Origin of the sequence: Kocuria sp. UBA5001 (assembly GCF_002398425.1) — a bacterium.
GTDB classification, from domain to species: Bacteria; Actinomycetota; Actinomycetes; order Actinomycetales; family Micrococcaceae; genus Kocuria; species Kocuria salsicia.
In genome coordinates this window covers 14025-28907 of the sequence record NZ_DGYR01000011.1, presented here as the reverse complement: position 1 = coordinate 28907, position 14883 = coordinate 14025, and the positions used below count along the sequence as shown (strand labels likewise).

Below are 14883 nucleotides of genomic sequence, written 5' to 3'. Positions count from 1 at the left end.
GATGATCTCGTCCACGGGGTCGCGCGTGGTGCCGGCGGTCTCGTCCACCACCACGCGGTCCGAGCCGGCAAGCTTGTTCAGCAGCGAGGACTTGCCCACGTTCGGCCGCCCGATCAGCGCCACGCGGCGCGGACCGCCCTCCAGCTCCGCCTCGGCCACCTCGGAGAACTCGGGCAACGCCTTCACGAGCGCGTCGAGCGCGTCACCGGAGCCCTTGCCGTGCAGGGCGGAGACCGGGAACGGCTCCCCCATGCCCAGGGACCACAGCGCGGTCGCGTCGATCTCCAGCTGCGGGGAGTCCGCCTTGTTGGCCACCACGATGATCGGCTTCTTCACGCGCCGCAGCATGTTCACCACGGCCTCGTCCGTGGCGGTCACGCCCACGGTCACGTCCAGCACGAGCAGCACCGCGTCCGCGTTCTCCACGGCCAGCTCCGCCTGCTCCGCCACACGCTTGTGGATGCCCTTGGCATCCTGCTCCCAGCCCCCGGTGTCCACCAGGGTGAAGTTCTTGCCGTTCCACTCTGCCTTGTAGGACACGCGGTCACGGGTCACGCCCGGGGTGTCCTCGACCACGGCCTCGCGGCGGCCGAGCACGCGGTTGACGAGCGTGGACTTGCCCACATTCGGCCGTCCGACGACCGCCACCACGGGATCGGGGCGGCGCGCGTTGCGCTCGTCCTGCCCGTCGATCCAGTCCGCGAGCAGCAGCGCGTCCTCGTCGTCGAGCTCGTAGTCGGCCAGTCCCTCGCGCAGGGCCTGCGCCCGGGCCTCGGCCTCGTTGTCGTCGATCGCGGCCAGGCGCTGGGAGATGTCCTCGTTGCCCCCGCCCAGGACGGACTGCTCGTAGGAGTCCACCGTGGGCTCGTCGGGTGCGCTCATGGTTGCCTCGCTTCCTCGGGGGCCGCAGCACCCGTGTCGTCGGGGGCCTCGGCGGCCCCGTCGTGTGCCGTGTCCGTGTCACGGATGACCAGGTCGATCACTCCCTGCACGGTTTGTTCCATGGTCAGTTCGGAGGAGTCCAGCAGGTGGACGCCGTCCTGGGCACTGGTGAAGTTCACCACGGTGGAGTCCTTCGCGTCACGGCCCACCACCTGTGCCTGCAGGTTCGACGACGCCGCCGCGCCCAGCTGCCTGCCCCGCCGCGCCATCCGCGCGGCCTGCGAGGCGGTCAGCAGGATCCGCACGTCTGCGTCCGGGGCCACCACGGTGGTGATGTCCCGGCCCTCGGCGACGATCCGGTTCCCGCTCTCGTGGATGATCTCCCGCTGCATCCGCACCAGGATCTCGCGGGCCGCGACTGTGGTGGAGACCGCCGAGACGTGGTCGGTCACACGGTCCCCCCGGATGGCCGCGCGGACATCCTGCCCGGCCACGAGGATGCGCTCCTCATCCGGGTCCGTGCCCATCTCCAGGGGGACGGAGCGCGTGGCAACCAGGACCGCCGCGTCGTCGTCCAGGTCCACTCCGGACTCCAGGCACCACCACGTCACCGCGCGGTACATGGCACCCGTGTCTAGGTAGGCCAGCCCGAACCGGCGGGCGACCTCCTTGGAGACCGACGACTTCCCGGACCCCGAGGGCCCGTCGATCGCGATCACCAGTCGTGCGTTCACGTCGCGTGCGTTCATCACTGCACCACCTTCCAGCCGCGTTGCTGCAGCTCGTCGACGAGGTCCGCGTGCCGGGAGGGCTCCACCGACGCCGTCACCAGGCCCACGGGCTGCCCGGGCGAGTGCTCCAGGCGCATGTCCTCCAGGTTGACCCCGATCTCCCCGATCTCCGTGAGCAGCCGCGCGATCTGCCCCGGGGTGTCGTCCACGGCCACCGTGAGGGTCGCGAACGCACGGGGCGCGCCGCCGTGCTTGCCGGGGATGCGGGCCTGGCCCGCGTTGCCCTCGGCCATCAGCTGGGCGATGTCCAGACGCGCGCCCGAGGCCTCCGGGTCTTCCAGGGTGGCGATCAGGCGGTCGATGTCCTCCCGCACCTCGTGCAGGGACGCCACCACGGGGCGGGCGTTCGCGGAGAGGATCTGCACCCACAGCCCGGGGTCCGAGCCGGCGATCCGAGTGGTGTCCCGCAACCCCTGCCCGGCCAGCGAGAGGTGGTGCGGCGGGGTCTCCTGCAGCCGGGAGGCCAGCAGCGAGGACATCACCTGGGGCAGGTGGGAGATCAGCGCCACGGTCTCGTCGTGCTCGGCGGGCTCCATCACCGTGATGGTCGCGCCCAGGTCCACCGCGAGGTTCTTGGCTGCGGCGACCGCACGGGCGCCAGTCTCCGGGCCGGGGCAGATGACCCACGGCATCGAAGTGAACAGTTCACCTCGTGCCGCCACCGGGCCGGACTTCTCACGCCCCGCCATCGGGTGGGTGCCCACGTACCGGGTGAGGTCCGCTCCCGCGGCACGCACGGCGTCGAGGATGGGACCCTTGACCGAGGCGATGTCCAGCACCACGGCACCCGGGTGCTCGGCAAGCGCCTCGACGACGAGCTCGGCGACCACGTCCGGGGGTGCCGCAACCACCACGAGGGCGGGTTCGGGCACCTCCTCGTGGGCGGCGCGGGCGGCGCGCACGGAGCGGCCCGCCCCGATGTCCTGCGCCACCGCCTCCGTGGTGGGCGAGGAGTCCCGGACCTGCACGTCCACGCCCAGGTGGCGCAGCCCCAGCCCGATGCTCGCACCGAGCAGGCCGGAGCCGACCACCAGGACGGGCCCGGTGCTCGTGGCGATCGTGGGAACCACGCTCACATCCCCACGGACGCGAGGAGGTTGCCCACCTCGGTGTGCGAGAGCTTGCGCACCGTGCCCTGCTTCTGGTCCCCGATCGCGATGGGGCCCACGTGGGTGCGGGCGAGCTTCTCCACGGGGTGGTCCACGGCGTCGAACATGCGGCGCACGATCCGGTTGCGCCCGGAGTGCAGGACCACCTCGATGAGCACGTGGCCGGGGGTGGAGTCCACCAGGCGGAAGTCGTCCACCTTGGCGATGCCGTCCTCCAGGCGGATGCCCTCCTTCATCTGGTTGCCGATGCCCTTCTCCACGGGCCCGTGCACCTGCACGAGGTACGTCTTGGGCACCTCGTAGGAGGGGTGGGTCAGGCGATTCGTGAGCTCGCCGTCGTTGGTCAGCAGCAGCAGCCCCTCGGTCTCCACGTCCAGGCGACCCACGTGGAACACGCGCTCGTGCTTGCGGGGGTCCAGGTAGTCGCTCACGCAGCGGCGACCGTCCGGGTCCTCCATGGTGGAGACCACACCGGCGGGCTTGTTGAACGCGTAGTAGACGAGCTTCTCGTCCGTCTGGATGCGCATGCCGTCCACGTGGACCACCTGCAGCGCGGGGTCCACGCGCACACCGAGCTCGGTCACGATCTGCTCGTCCACGCTCACGCGGCCGTCCTGGATCATCTCCTCGCACACCCGGCGGCTGGCCACCCCGGCCTGCGCCATGAGCTTCTGCAGCCGCACGCCGTTCTCGTCGTGGACCTCCAGCCGGTCCACGGGCGGGTTCTTGGGACGACGACGCCGGTGCGGGCCGTGCTCCTTGATCGCCGAGGCGCGGCGCTCGTACTTGTCCACACCCGCGAACGCGCGGGGCTTCTGCGGACCCTTCTGCCCGGCGGCAGCCTTGGGCTTGCCCGGGCCCTTGCCCCGCCCGGAAGCGGGACCCTTGGCGTAGCCGCGCCCGGCGGCGTCGCCCGTGCGCGAGCCCTTGCCCGGGCCGGAACCCTTGCCGGATCCCGAGCTCTTGCCCGGTCCGGAGCGGAAGCCGCCCTTGGGGCCGGCCTTGGAGCCCTTGCCGCGCCCCTGGGGGCCGCGGGCGCCCCCGCTGCGTGCCGAGTTGCCGTGTGATGCTGCCATGCGTCGATCAGTCCTCTATGTCGTCAAGTTGGTCGGTTCCGGGCAGCAGAGGTGCAATGTCCGGGAGCTCGTCCAGCGAGCCGAGACCGAGTTTTTCCAGGAAAAGGGGGGTCGTGGAGTACAGAACGGAGCCGGAGGCCTCGTCGCGGTCCCACGCGCTGAGCAGGCCGCGCTGCACCAGGGTGCGCACCACGCCGTCCACGTTCACGCCGCGGATGGCGGAGACGCGCGAGCGGGAGACCGGCTGCAGGTACGCCACCACGGCCAGGGTCTCCAGTGCGGCCTGGGAGAGCCGGGAGCTGCTGCCCTCCACCACGAAGTCCGTCACGAGCTGCGCGTGGTCGCTGCGGGCGTAGATCCGCCAGCCGCCGGCCACTTCCCGCAGCTCGAAGCCCCGCACCCGCGGAGCTGCCGGAAGGTCGTTCTCCCGGTGCGTGGGTGAGTGCGTGTGTGAGGCCGACCGTCCATCATAGCCCGGCTCCGGGCGCAGGCGCGGTGGTGCGCCGGTGTTTCCGGTCACGCCGTCGTAGTCGGCCTTCAGGTGCTCCAGCGCGCTGCGCACCCGGTGGGGCGGTTCCCCGGTGACGCGCGAGAACTCGTCCACCCCCACGGGGGCGGCGGCAACCATGAGCACCGCCTCCAGCGCCGAGAGCAGGTCATCGCTCGTGCAGGCGTCCCCGGGATGCTCCACCGGGGGTGCGGGGTCCGTCTCGGCCACGCGCTCATCATCTCCTTCGGTACGGTTCACACCGATCCTGTGCTGGGTTCAGTCTCCCAGGTTTTCGTCGTCCGTGCCCACCGGAGCCTGGGGCGCCGCGCCCTCGTGCCCGCCGGGTGCCGCAGCCGTGACCTGGTCGGGTTCAGCACCCGTGTACTCGCTGCTCAGCGCTTCCGCGGACCAGTCCCGGGCTCCGTCCCAGCGCACGAGCAGGGGTCCGAGCACCTCGTCCTGGTGCAGGCGCACCACGCGGTCCCGGTACATCTCGAGCAGGGCCAGGAAGCGCACCACGACCACCAGGGTGGACTCCGCGTCCGCGATCAGGGAGTCGAAGGTGTGCTCCGCACCGTCCCGCAGAGCCTCGGCCAGAATCTCCGCCTCGTCCGCGACCCGCACCTGCGCGCCGTGCAGGTGCGCGACGTCGACCTCCTGCGGCACGTGGCGCTCCGGGTCCAGCGCCGCGACCGCGAGGTGCGCGAGCTGATCCGGGGTCAGCGTCCACACGAGCGGGGGCAGGGCCGTGGTCACGGCGGGGTCGAGGTCCACCTGGCGTGGGATCCGCACGGACTCCGCGGCGAGGCGCACGTTCAGCCGCCCCGCGACCTCCTTGAATGCCTTGTACTGCAGCAGCCGCGCGAAGAGCAGGTCGCGGGCCTCCAGCAGCTCGACGTCGTACTCGTCCTCCACCTCGCCGCGCGGCAGCAGCCGGGCCACCTTGAGGTCCAGCAGCGTGGCGGCCACCACCAGGAATTCGCTCGCCTCGTCCAGCGCCTGGGGCGACGCCGAGCGCTGCAGGGCCCCCACGTACTGGATGAACTCGTCCGTGACCACCGACAGGGACACCTGCGTGATGTCCATCTCGTGCTTCGCGATCAGCGAGAGCAGGACGTCGAACGGACCCTGGAAGTTCTCCAGGGCCACGGTGAACCCGCTGCTCCCCTGCCCGGCCCGCTCCGCCTCGGCAGCGGCGGGAGGGGCCACGACGTCGCTCACGCGCCCCGCTCCCCCGCGCGCGGCGCTCTCAGGCGGTGTGTTCCAGCCAGGCGGCGCATTCCCGTGGGCCGGATCGTCCGGACCGGAGCGCTCGCACGGCTCGACCGGTGCACCCCGGTCGGGCCGCGCGTCCGACGGTGCTGCTCAGGCACGCCGGGATCAGGGCGCGCCGCCGCGCGAGATCAACTCGCGGGCGAGCTGGCGGTAGGACTCTGCGCCGGGGTGGTTGGTGGCGAAGTTCAAGATGGGCTCGGCAGCCACCGTGGCGTCCGGGAACTTCACGGTGCGCTTGATGACGGTGTCGAAGACCGTGTCCCCGAACGCGTCCACGATCCGGGCGATGACCTCGCGCGAGTGCAAAGTGCGGGAGTCGAACATCGTGGCCAGCACGCCGTCGATCTGCAGCTTCGGGTTGATGCGGTCCTGCACCTTGGAGATCGAGTCCACCAGCAGGGCCACCGCGCGCAGCGCGAAGAACTCGCAGATCAGCGGGATGATCACGCCGTGCGAGGCCGTGAGCGCGTTGACGGTGAGAAGGCCCAGGGAGGGCTGGCAGTCGATGAGGATGACGTCGTAGTAGTCCTCCACCTTGCGCAGCGCGGAGGCGAGCACCTGCTCGCGGGCCACCTCGTTGACGAGCTGCACCTCCGCCGCGGAGAGGTCGATGTTGGCGGGCAGCAGGTCGACGTTCTCCACGTGAGTCTGCTGCACGACGTCCCACACGTCCACGGAACGGTCCATCATCACGTTGTAAATGGTCAGGTCCAGCTCGTGGGGGTTGGAGCCGAAGCCCGCCGAGAGCGCGCCCTGAGGGTCGAAGTCCACGAGCAGCACCTTGCGGCCGAGCTCCGCGAGCGCGGCGCCCAGGTTGATGGTCGAGGTGGTCTTGCCCACCCCTCCCTTCTGGTTCACCATCGCGATGATGCGCGCGGGTCCGTGCTCGGTGAGCTCGGGGGGATCCGGGAAGGTTCGCACGGGACGTCCCGTGGGGCCTACGGCGTCCGACACCGCAGCCTGGGTCTGCTGGGGCCTCTCATCATGGGCGTTGCTCACGGGCGACGGCCTTCCTTCCTGGGCGGGACAACGGGGTCTCAACGCCCTACCCTACCGCCGACGTGCTGTTCCGCCCCCAGCGTCCGGCCCCGAGCCTGCCCAGCGCCTGGGCTCGGGGCCGCGCTCGGAGGACGGGATGACGGCGAACGCCCACCCGGTGACGTGCACCGGGTGGGCGTCAGGGGCCGTTGCTCGGCCGGGTCGCGCTAGTGGGCTGCGGGCGGAGGAGTCGACGGCGTGCCCGTCGTCGACGTCGCACCAACCTCCCCTGCCGGGGCGCTCTGCGTGACCGAGGCGTGCGGGTCAACGGCCAGCGTGGTCTCGTCGAAGGGCTCCGCGCCGGAGAGGACCCGCTGCACGCGGGCCTTGTCCACTTCCTTCACCCACGTGCCGAGCACGAGCGTGGCCACGGCGTTGCCGGAGAAGTTGGTCAGGGCGCGAGCCTCGGACATGAAGCGGTCGATGCCGACGATCAGGTCCACGCCGTCCAGCAGGTCCGGGCGGTGGGACTGCAGTCCGGCCGCCAGGGTGGCGATGCCAGCGCCGGTGACACCGGCCGCGCCCTTGGAGGCGATGATCATGAACACGAGCAGGGCGATCTGCTCACCGATCTGCAGGGGCTTGCCCATGGCGTCGGCCACGAACAGTGCGCCCATGGTCAGGTAGATGGCCGTGCCGTCCAGGTTGAACGAGTACCCGGTGGGCACCACGATCCCCACCACGGTCTTCGACACACCCAGGTGCTCCATCTTGGCGATCAGCCGCGGCAGGGCCGCCTCGGACGAGGACGTGGAGAAGATCAGCAGGTACTCGCGTGCCAGGTACTTCATGAGCGTGAAGATGTTCACACCGGAGACGAGCTTCAGGATCAGGCCCAGGACCACCACGATGAAGAGGATGCAGGTGACGTAGAACGCGACCATGAGCCCGAGAAGGGAGAACACGGCCTTCAGACCCGTGGCCCCCACGACCGCCGCGATGGCGCCGAACGCCCCGATCGGGGCGAGCCACATGATCATCGACAGCAGGCGGAACACCACAGCCTGGATGTAGCCCACGGCCTTGAGCACGGGCTGTCCGGCCTCCCCCATGGCCTGCAGGGCGAAGCCCACGAGCAGGGCGACCAGCAGGGTCTGCAGGATCTGCCCCGAGGTCAGCGCGGAGAAAAGGGTGGTGGGGATGATACCCAGCACGAAGCCCACCAGGCCGCCCTCGCTCTCCTCGTGGCCGGTGGCCAGGGAGGACTGGTCGAAGTGCGCGTTCGCAAGATCCAGACCGGCGCCGGGCTGGACGATGTTGCCCACCACCAGGCCGATGGCGAGCGCGAAGGTGGACATCACGATGAAGTAGAGCAGCGCCAGACCGCCCACCTTCCCGACCGTGGCGGCCTTGGCCACCGAGCCCACGCCCAGCACGATCGTGCAGAAGATCACGGGCGCGATGATCATCTTGATGAGCGCCACGAAGCCCGTGCCGAGCGGCTTCAGTGCCACCCCTGCATCGGGGAACACGAGACCCACCACGATGCCCAGGACCACCGCGGCGATGACCGCGATGTAGAGGTAGTGGGTGCGGTCGCGCTTCTTCTTGACCGGTGGTGGCGCGTCACGCGGATCGCGCGCGGCGGGTTGGTTCGTCATGGTGGCTCCTGATCGATCGGTGTGTGTCCGGTGCGCGGGCGGGCTCCCGGGGTGCCGGCCCCGTGTGCTCACGCCCACGTGTGCATGACGGAGCTCACCCTATCCGGGGTTCCCGCCGTCCCCCGAACAGGTCAGCGTTTCGACGCGAGCACGGCCTTCAGCGCCTCAAGCACGGAGTGGTCCTCGATGGTGGAGGGCACCACGTAGGTCTCGCCGTCCGCCATCTGCCGCATGGTCTTGCGCAGGATCTTCCCGGATCGCGTCTTGGGCAGGGCCTCGACCACGGCCACGTCCTTGAAGTCCGCGACCGGCCCGATCTGCGAGCGCACCATTTTCACGAGCTCCTCACGCAGCTGCTCCTGCGTGATCCGGGCACCGGTCTTGAGCACCACGTACCCGGAGGGTCGTTGACCCTTGAGCGGGTCGTTCACGCCGATCACCGCGCACTCGGCCACGTCCGGGTGGGTGGCGACGATCTGCTCCATCTGCCCCGTGGACAGGCGGTGGCCCGAGACGTTGATGACGTCGTCGGTGCGGCCCATCACGAACACGTAGCCGTTCTCGTCGATGTACCCGGAGTCCCCGGTGGCGTAGTAGCCCGGGAAGGCAGAGAGGTAGGAGGAGACGAAGCGTTCGTCGTTGCCCCACAGGGTCGCGAGCGTGCCCGGGGGAAGCGGCAGCCGCACCGCGATGTTGCCCTCCTCCCCGGGCCCCAGGGGCTCGCCGACGGGATCGAGGATCTCCACGTGGAACCCGGGCACCGGCACCGTGGGCGAGCCGGGAACGATGGGCAGCCGCTCGATCCCGAACGGGTTGGCACAGATGGCCCACCCGGTCTCGGTCTGCCACCAGTGGTCCACCACGGGGACGGCCAGAACCCGGGCGGCCCAGTGGTAGGTTTCCGGGTCCAGCCGCTCCCCCGCGACGAACAGCGCCCTCAGGGAGGAGATGTCGTACTGCCGGACGAATTCACCCTCCGGGTCCGCCTTGCGAATCGCACGCAGGGCAGTGGGTGCGGTGAACAGCACCTTCACCCCGTGCTCGGCCACGCGCTTCCAGAACGCCCCGGCGTCCGGGGTGCCCACGGGCTTGCCCTCGTAGACCACGGTGGTGGCCCCGGCCAGCAGCGGTCCGTAGACGATGTACGAGTGCCCCACCACCCATCCGACGTCCGAGGCGGTCCACATCACGTCCCCGGCGCCGATGCCGTAGATGTTCGCCATGGACCAGGTCAGCGCCACCGCGTGGCCGCCGTTGTCCCGCACCACGCCCTTGGGCTTCCCCGTGGTCCCGGACGTGTAGAGGATGTAGAGGGGGTCGGTGGCCTTGACCACCACGGGCTCGGCCGGGGTCACCCCGTCCTGCGCCTCGGTCCAGGAGAGCCACGAGGGACCGGCGGATGCCGTCGCCCTCTCGCGGGCCCCGGCCACCGTGGTCTCGAAGCCGTCACGCTCGTGGACCAGCACCGCCAACGGCGCGTGCTCGCTGAGCTGCAGCGCCTCTTCGATCGCGGGCAGGTACTCGATCCGCCGCTTGGGCTCCACACCACCGGAGGCCGTCACGATCACCACCGGCTGCGAGTCGTCGATGCGGCTCGCGAGCTCACGGGGCGCGAAGCCGCCGAAGACCACGGAGTGCACCGCCCCGATCCGCGCGGACGCGAGCATCGCGATCACGGACTCGGCAATCATCGGCATGTACAGAAGCACGCGGTCCCCCTTCCCCACCCCCTGCGCGGCGAGCGCGCCGGCGAAGCGCGCCACGCGATCCTGCAGCTGCGCGTAGGTGATGTGCTCTTGCACGTTGAGCACGGCGGAGTCGTAGATCAGCGCGGTGCGCTCCCCGTGGCCCGCGGCCACGTGCCTGTCCACCGCGTTGAAGCACGTGTTCAGCTCCCCGTCCGGGAACCAGCGGTAGATGGGCGCGGCGGAGTCGTCCAGCACCCGTGTGGGGGCCTTGACCCAGTCCACGGCCCGGGCGGCGTCGAGCCAGAACTGCTCGGGGTTCTCCACACTCGCGCGGTAGACGGATTCGTAGGTGCTCGGCGTCATGGCTTCCTCCGGGTGTGGTGCGGGCGGGCTTCGGCGTAGTGACAGCGTAGTGTCATGGATCACATGCAAACAAGGGTTGTGTATACAAAAGACGGGAAATTTCGTGTCAATCTTCCATAATGCTTGGTTCGAGACACGCGGATGTATACAGTGAGGGTGTTTCCACACGTCAGGAGGAGCCATGCGAGCTGGTGAGCGCGCGTACCGCGAGCTGCGGGCGGACATCGTGTCCTGGCGGCTGACCCCGGGTCAGGTGCTCGGCGAGGTGGACCTATCCGAACGTCTCGGCATCTCCCGCACTCCAGTGCGCGAAGCGCTCTCCCGTCTCACCGCGGACGGGCTGACCGAGCCCCACAACGGCCGTGGCGTCGTCGTCAGCGCCATCTCCGCCGGGGACGTCCGCGCGCTCTACGAGCTGCGGGACAGCCTGGACTGCCGCGCCGCAGAGCTCGCCGCGCAGCGCGGCGACAGGGACACCTTCCGCGCCCTGGCCGAGGAGCTCTCGCACGCCGCGGAGGCCCTCTCCGACGACCCGGACCACCCCGCCTACTACGAGCTCGTGGACCGCATGGACGCCGAGATCGACCACGCGGCCGGCAACCCGTACCTGCAGCAGGCCCTCGCCAACGTGCGGCTGCACCTCGCCAGGGTCCGTCGACTGTCCACCTCCAACCCCCGGCGCCTCGCGATCGCGGCCGCCGAGCACGAGGCCATCGCCCGATCCATCGCTGAGGGGGACCCCGCGCTCGCCGTGGCCACCACCCGCGTGCACCTGAAGAACGCGCTGGGCAACGCCCTGCGCACCCCCGAACTCGCCCCGGTCAGCCCGGTGGCCTCCTGAACCCGGCCGCGACCGGCCGCTCGAGAACCCGAGAACTCCCGCCCCGAAAGGAACGCCCGTGACCGTCACACACACCGTGCGCACGTACTCGTCCAAGGAGGAGCTGCCCCGCGAGGAGCAGCTCGCCCACAAGCTCGCCGCCGTGGCCACGGACCCCGTGGCCGTGGCACCCGAGGTCGTGGAAATGGTGGTCAACCGCATCATCGACAACGCCTCCGTGGCCATCGCGTCCCTGAACCGCGGGCCCATCGTCTCCGCCCGCTCCCAGGCGCTGTGCCACCGGGTGGTCCCGGGCGGCGGCTTCACGGGGCAGGGGGCGCTGCTCTACGGGGCTCCGGAGAACGACGCCGCTGTGTCCCCCGAGTGGGCGGCCTGGGCCAACGGCGTGGCCGTGCGCGAGCTGGACTACCACGACACGTTCCTCTCCGCCGAGTACTCCCACCCCGGTGACAACATTCCGCCCATCCTGGCGGTGGCCCAGCACGTGGGCAGCACCGGCGAGGACCTTATCCGTGGGATCGCCGCCGGTTACGAGATCCAGGTGGACCTCGTCAAGGGCATCTGCCTGCACGAGCACAAGATCGACCACATCGCGCACATCGGCCCCTCCGCGTCCGCAGGCATCGGCGCCCTGCTGGGCCTGGACACCGAGACCGTCTTCCAGGCGATCGGCCAGGCGCTGCACACCACCACCCAGACCCGCCAGTCCCGCAAGGGCGAGATCTCCACGTGGAAGGCTCACGCCCCCGCGTTTGCCGGGAAGATGGCCGTGGAGGCTGTGGACCGCGCAATGCGCGGACAGACCTCCCCCACCCCCATCTACGAGGGTGAGGACGGCGTGATCGCGTGGTTGCTTTCCGGTCCGGAGGCCCGCTACGAGGTGGCCCTGCCCGCGCCGGGTGAAACCAAGCGCGCCATCCTGGACACCTACACCAAGGAGCACTCCGCGGAGTACCAGGCCCAGGCGTGGATCGACCTCGCCCGCAAGCTGCACCGCGAGCACCCCGAGCTCGCGGACCCGGCGAACGTGGCGTCCGTGCTCATCAAGACCTCGCACCACACGCACTACGTGATCGGCTCCGGGGCGAACGACCCCCAGAAGTACGACCCCACGGCCTCGCGCGAGACCCTGGACCACTCGATCCCCTACATCTTCACGGTCGCCCTTCAGGACGGTGCGTGGCACCACGTGGACTCCTACGCCCCGGAGCGGGCCGCCCGCCCGGACACCGTGGAGCTGTGGCACAAGGTGACCACGCAGGAGGATCCCGAGTGGACCCGCCGCTACCACTCGCTGGACATCTCCGAGAAGGCATTCGGAGGATCGGTGGAGATCACCCTGACGGACGGCTCGGTCATCACGGACCAGATCGCCGTGGCGGACGCTCACCCGCTGGGAGCCCGCCCGTTCGCCCGTGAGCAGTACATCACCAAATTCCGCACCCTGGCTGAGGGCCTGGTGGCCCCCGAGGAGATCGAGCGCTTCCTCGACACCGTCCAGCGGCTGCCCGAGCTGAAGGCCGGCGAGCTGGGCCAGCTGAACATCGCCGCGGCCGTGGAGCTGGAGACGTCGCCGAAGGGAATCTTCTGATCATGCTGTACACCACCGTGACCCCCGCGCAGAAGCGCGAGCGCTTCCGGGAGCTGCTGGCCGACCCGCAGATCTCCCAGTTCCCCGGCGCGTTCACCCCGCTGTCCACCAAGCTCATCCAGGAGCAGGGCTTCGAGGGCGTCTACATCTCCGGCGGTGTCCTGGCCAACGAGCTCGGCCTGCCGGACATCGGGCTGACCACGCTCACGGAGGTGGCCACCCGGGCCGGACAGATCGCCCGCAGCACGGACCTGCCGTGCCTCGTGGACGCGGACACCGGCTTCGGCGAGCCCATGAACGTGGCCCGCACCGTGCAGGAGCTCGAGGACGCCGGCCTGGCCGGCTGCCACATCGAGGACCAGTTCAACCCGAAGCGCTGCGGGCACCTGGACGGCAAGAACGTGGTGGACACCGCCACCGCCACCCAGCGCATCCTCGCCGCCGTCGCGGCCCGCCGCGATCCGAACTTCGTGATCATGGCGCGCACCGACATCCGCGGGGTGGAAGGGTTCGACGCCGCCGTGAACCGGGCGAAGGCGCTGGCGGACGCCGGCGCGGACGTGATCTTCCCCGAGGCCATGGCGGACCTCTCCGAGTTCGAGCGCATGGCCTCCGCACTGGACGTGCCCGTGCTCGCGAACATGACCGAGTTCGGCAAGTCCGAGCTGTTCACCACGCAGCAGCTGCAGGACGCCGGGGTGTCCATGGTCATCTACCCCGTGTCCCTGGAGCGCCAGGCCATGGGTGCGATGGAGCGCCTGCTCACCACCATCCGCGAGGACGGCACGCAGCAGGCGCAGGTGGACACCATGCTCACCCGCAAGCGGCTGTACGAACTCGTGGACTACACGGGGTACAACCAGTTCGACTCCGGGGTCTTCAACTTCGAGGTGCCCGGCTCCCCGAACGCGTGACCTGCTGTTCCCACCCCGCCCGATGTGGTGGGGTGGGAACCACGTACTTTTCTGTCCACTGCTGTCGAAGGAGATCAACCGTGGCTGACACCGAAATCCGCAAGGGCCTCGCAGGCGTCGTGGCGGACGCCACCGCCGTGTCCAAGGTCAATGCCGAGACCAACTCCCTGCTCTACCGGGGCTACCCCGTGCAGGAGCTCGCCCAGAACTGCTCCGCGGAGGAGGTCGCCCTGCTGCTGTGGAACGGTGAGCTGCCGTCCGCGGAGCAGCTTCGTGCCTTCCAGGACTTCGAGCACACCCACCGCGCCCTCACGCCAGAGCTGCGGCGCGTGATCGACGAGCTGCCCACCACGTGCCACCCCATGGACGTGTGCCGCACCGCCGCGTCCGTGATCGGCGCGCAGCACCCGCTCGCGGAGGACAACTCCCCCGAGGCCGAGCTGGCCAAGGCCCAGGAGCTGTTCGCGGTCATGCCGGCCGTGGTCTGCTACGACCAGCGGCGCCGGCACGGCCAGGAGCCCGTGGAGCCCCGCGAGGACCTCGACTACGCACAGAACTTCCTCTGGATGGCCTTCGGCGAGGAGGCCGCGCCCGAGGTGGTGGACGCGTTCCGCGTGTCGATCATCCTGTACGCGGAGCACTCCTTCAACGCCTCGACCTTCACGGCGCGCGTGATCACCTCCACGCTCTCGGACCTGCACTCCGCAGTCACCGGCGCGATCGGCGCCCTCAAGGGCCCGTTGCACGGCGGCGCCAACGAGGCCGTCATGCACACCTTCGAGGAGCTCGGCATCCGCAAGGAGGAGACCGCTGAGGAGGCCGAGAAGCGCGCCAAGGAGTGGATGGACCAGGCCCTGGCCGAGAAGAAGAAGGTCATGGGCTTCGGCCACCGGGTCTACAAGCACGGTGACTCCCGTGTGCCAACCATGCAGGACGCTCTGTTCCGCATGCTGGACTACTACGACCGCCAGGAGATCCTGGGACTCTACAGCGGTCTGGCGAAGTCCATGGACGAGGCCAAGTCCATCAAGCCCAACCTGGACTACCCCGCCGGGCCCACCTACTGGCTCATGGGTTTCGACATTCCCACGTTCACGCCCATCTTCGTGTGCGCTCGGATCGTCGGGTGGAGCGCCCACATCATGGAGCAGCGCGCCAACAACTCGCTGATCCGCCCACTGTCCGCCTACAACGGCCCGGACGAGCGCCACCTGAACTGACCCG

The 14883-nt window shown here is 69.9% G+C and carries 13 protein-coding genes; 4 read left to right on the top strand and 9 right to left on the bottom strand.

Annotation, left to right across the window (positions count from 1 at the left end):
- The 9 genes from B3G12_RS07145 to B3G12_RS07105 all read right to left on the bottom strand — a co-directional run.
- On the bottom strand, nucleotides 1-882 hold an 882-nt coding region (locus B3G12_RS07145), incomplete at its 3' end, for a GTPase (RefSeq protein ID WP_290499810.1).
- Nucleotides 879-1631: a (d)CMP kinase gene (gene cmk, locus B3G12_RS07140; protein ID WP_055086579.1), complete on the bottom strand. Its 753-nt coding sequence runs from the start codon at nucleotides 1629-1631 to the stop codon at nucleotides 879-881. The genes cmk and B3G12_RS07145, both read right to left, overlap by 4 nt.
- A complete protein-coding gene (locus tag B3G12_RS07135; RefSeq protein ID WP_055086577.1) occupies nucleotides 1631-2749 on the bottom strand; it encodes a prephenate dehydrogenase in 1119 nt (372 codons plus the stop codon). The genes cmk and B3G12_RS07135 overlap by 1 nt, the downstream gene beginning before the upstream one ends.
- Nucleotides 2746-3858 carry a pseudouridine synthase gene (locus B3G12_RS07130; RefSeq protein ID WP_290499809.1) on the bottom strand — a complete coding sequence of 371 codons (1113 nt, stop codon included), beginning with the start codon at nucleotides 3856-3858 and terminating at the stop codon, nucleotides 2746-2748. Before B3G12_RS07130 ends, B3G12_RS07135 begins: the two co-directional genes overlap by 4 nt.
- Before the next feature lie 7 nt (nucleotides 3859-3865).
- The gene (gene scpB, locus B3G12_RS07125; protein WP_414672734.1) at nucleotides 3866-4549 is read right to left on the bottom strand and encodes an SMC-Scp complex subunit ScpB; all 684 of its coding nucleotides are present in this window, start codon (nucleotides 4547-4549) and stop codon (nucleotides 3866-3868) included.
- Nucleotides 4550-4624: 75 nt separating this feature from the next.
- Nucleotides 4625-5569 carry a segregation and condensation protein A gene (locus B3G12_RS07120; protein WP_414672733.1) on the bottom strand — a complete coding sequence of 315 codons (945 nt, stop codon included), beginning with the start codon at nucleotides 5567-5569 and terminating at the stop codon, nucleotides 4625-4627.
- A gap of 159 nt (nucleotides 5570-5728) precedes the next feature.
- A complete protein-coding gene (locus B3G12_RS07115) occupies nucleotides 5729-6622 on the bottom strand; it encodes a ParA family protein (RefSeq protein ID WP_144942745.1) in 894 nt (297 codons plus the stop codon).
- Between the two features lie 206 nt (nucleotides 6623-6828).
- Complete coding sequence (locus B3G12_RS07110) at nucleotides 6829-8262, bottom strand: cation:dicarboxylate symporter family transporter (protein ID WP_290499808.1); 1434 nt, start codon at nucleotides 8260-8262, stop codon at nucleotides 6829-6831.
- 131 nt (nucleotides 8263-8393) lie between these two features.
- The gene (locus B3G12_RS07105; protein ID WP_290499807.1) at nucleotides 8394-10313 is read right to left on the bottom strand and encodes a propionyl-CoA synthetase; all 1920 of its coding nucleotides are present in this window, start codon (nucleotides 10311-10313) and stop codon (nucleotides 8394-8396) included.
- A 181-nt stretch (nucleotides 10314-10494) separates the two neighbouring features.
- Here B3G12_RS07105 and B3G12_RS07100 point away from each other — a divergent pair, with 181 nt between their 5' ends.
- The 4 genes from B3G12_RS07100 to B3G12_RS07085 all read left to right on the top strand — a co-directional run bounded on the left by B3G12_RS07100 (nucleotide 10495) and on the right by B3G12_RS07085 (nucleotide 14879).
- Nucleotides 10495-11154, top strand: coding sequence for a GntR family transcriptional regulator (locus tag B3G12_RS07100; RefSeq protein WP_144942742.1), 660 nt, complete (start codon nucleotides 10495-10497; stop codon nucleotides 11152-11154).
- A 58-nt stretch (nucleotides 11155-11212) separates the two neighbouring features.
- A complete protein-coding gene (locus tag B3G12_RS07095; RefSeq protein WP_290499806.1) occupies nucleotides 11213-12745 on the top strand; it encodes an MmgE/PrpD family protein in 1533 nt (510 codons plus the stop codon).
- Between the two features lie 2 nt (nucleotides 12746-12747).
- Nucleotides 12748-13659 carry a methylisocitrate lyase gene (prpB, locus tag B3G12_RS07090; RefSeq protein WP_145010944.1) on the top strand — a complete coding sequence of 304 codons (912 nt, stop codon included), beginning with the start codon at nucleotides 12748-12750 and terminating at the stop codon, nucleotides 13657-13659.
- A gap of 80 nt (nucleotides 13660-13739) precedes the next feature.
- Nucleotides 13740-14879, top strand: a complete 1140-nt coding sequence (locus B3G12_RS07085; RefSeq protein WP_290499805.1) for a bifunctional 2-methylcitrate synthase/citrate synthase — start codon at nucleotides 13740-13742, stop codon at nucleotides 14877-14879.
- Nucleotides 14880-14883: the final 4 nt, after the last annotated feature.

What these genes read in the sequence shown, in the direction of transcription:
- B3G12_RS07100 (WP_144942742.1), top strand. Translation starts at nt 10,495, where the DNA reads ATGCGAGCTGGTGAGCGCGCGTACCGCGAGCTGCGGGCGGACATCGTG.
- B3G12_RS07105 (WP_290499807.1), bottom strand. Translation starts at nt 10,313, where the DNA reads ATGACGCCGAGCACCTACGAATCCGTCTACCGCGCGAGTGTGGAGAAC.
- B3G12_RS07110 (WP_290499808.1), bottom strand. Translation starts at nt 8,262, where the DNA reads ATGACGAACCAACCCGCCGCGCGCGATCCGCGTGACGCGCCACCACCG.
- cmk (WP_055086579.1), bottom strand. Translation starts at nt 1,631, where the DNA reads ATGAACGCACGCGACGTGAACGCACGACTGGTGATCGCGATCGACGGG.
- B3G12_RS07130 (WP_290499809.1), bottom strand. Translation starts at nt 3,858, where the DNA reads ATGGCAGCATCACACGGCAACTCGGCACGCAGCGGGGGCGCCCGCGGC.
- prpB (WP_145010944.1), top strand. Translation starts at nt 12,748, where the DNA reads ATGCTGTACACCACCGTGACCCCCGCGCAGAAGCGCGAGCGCTTCCGG.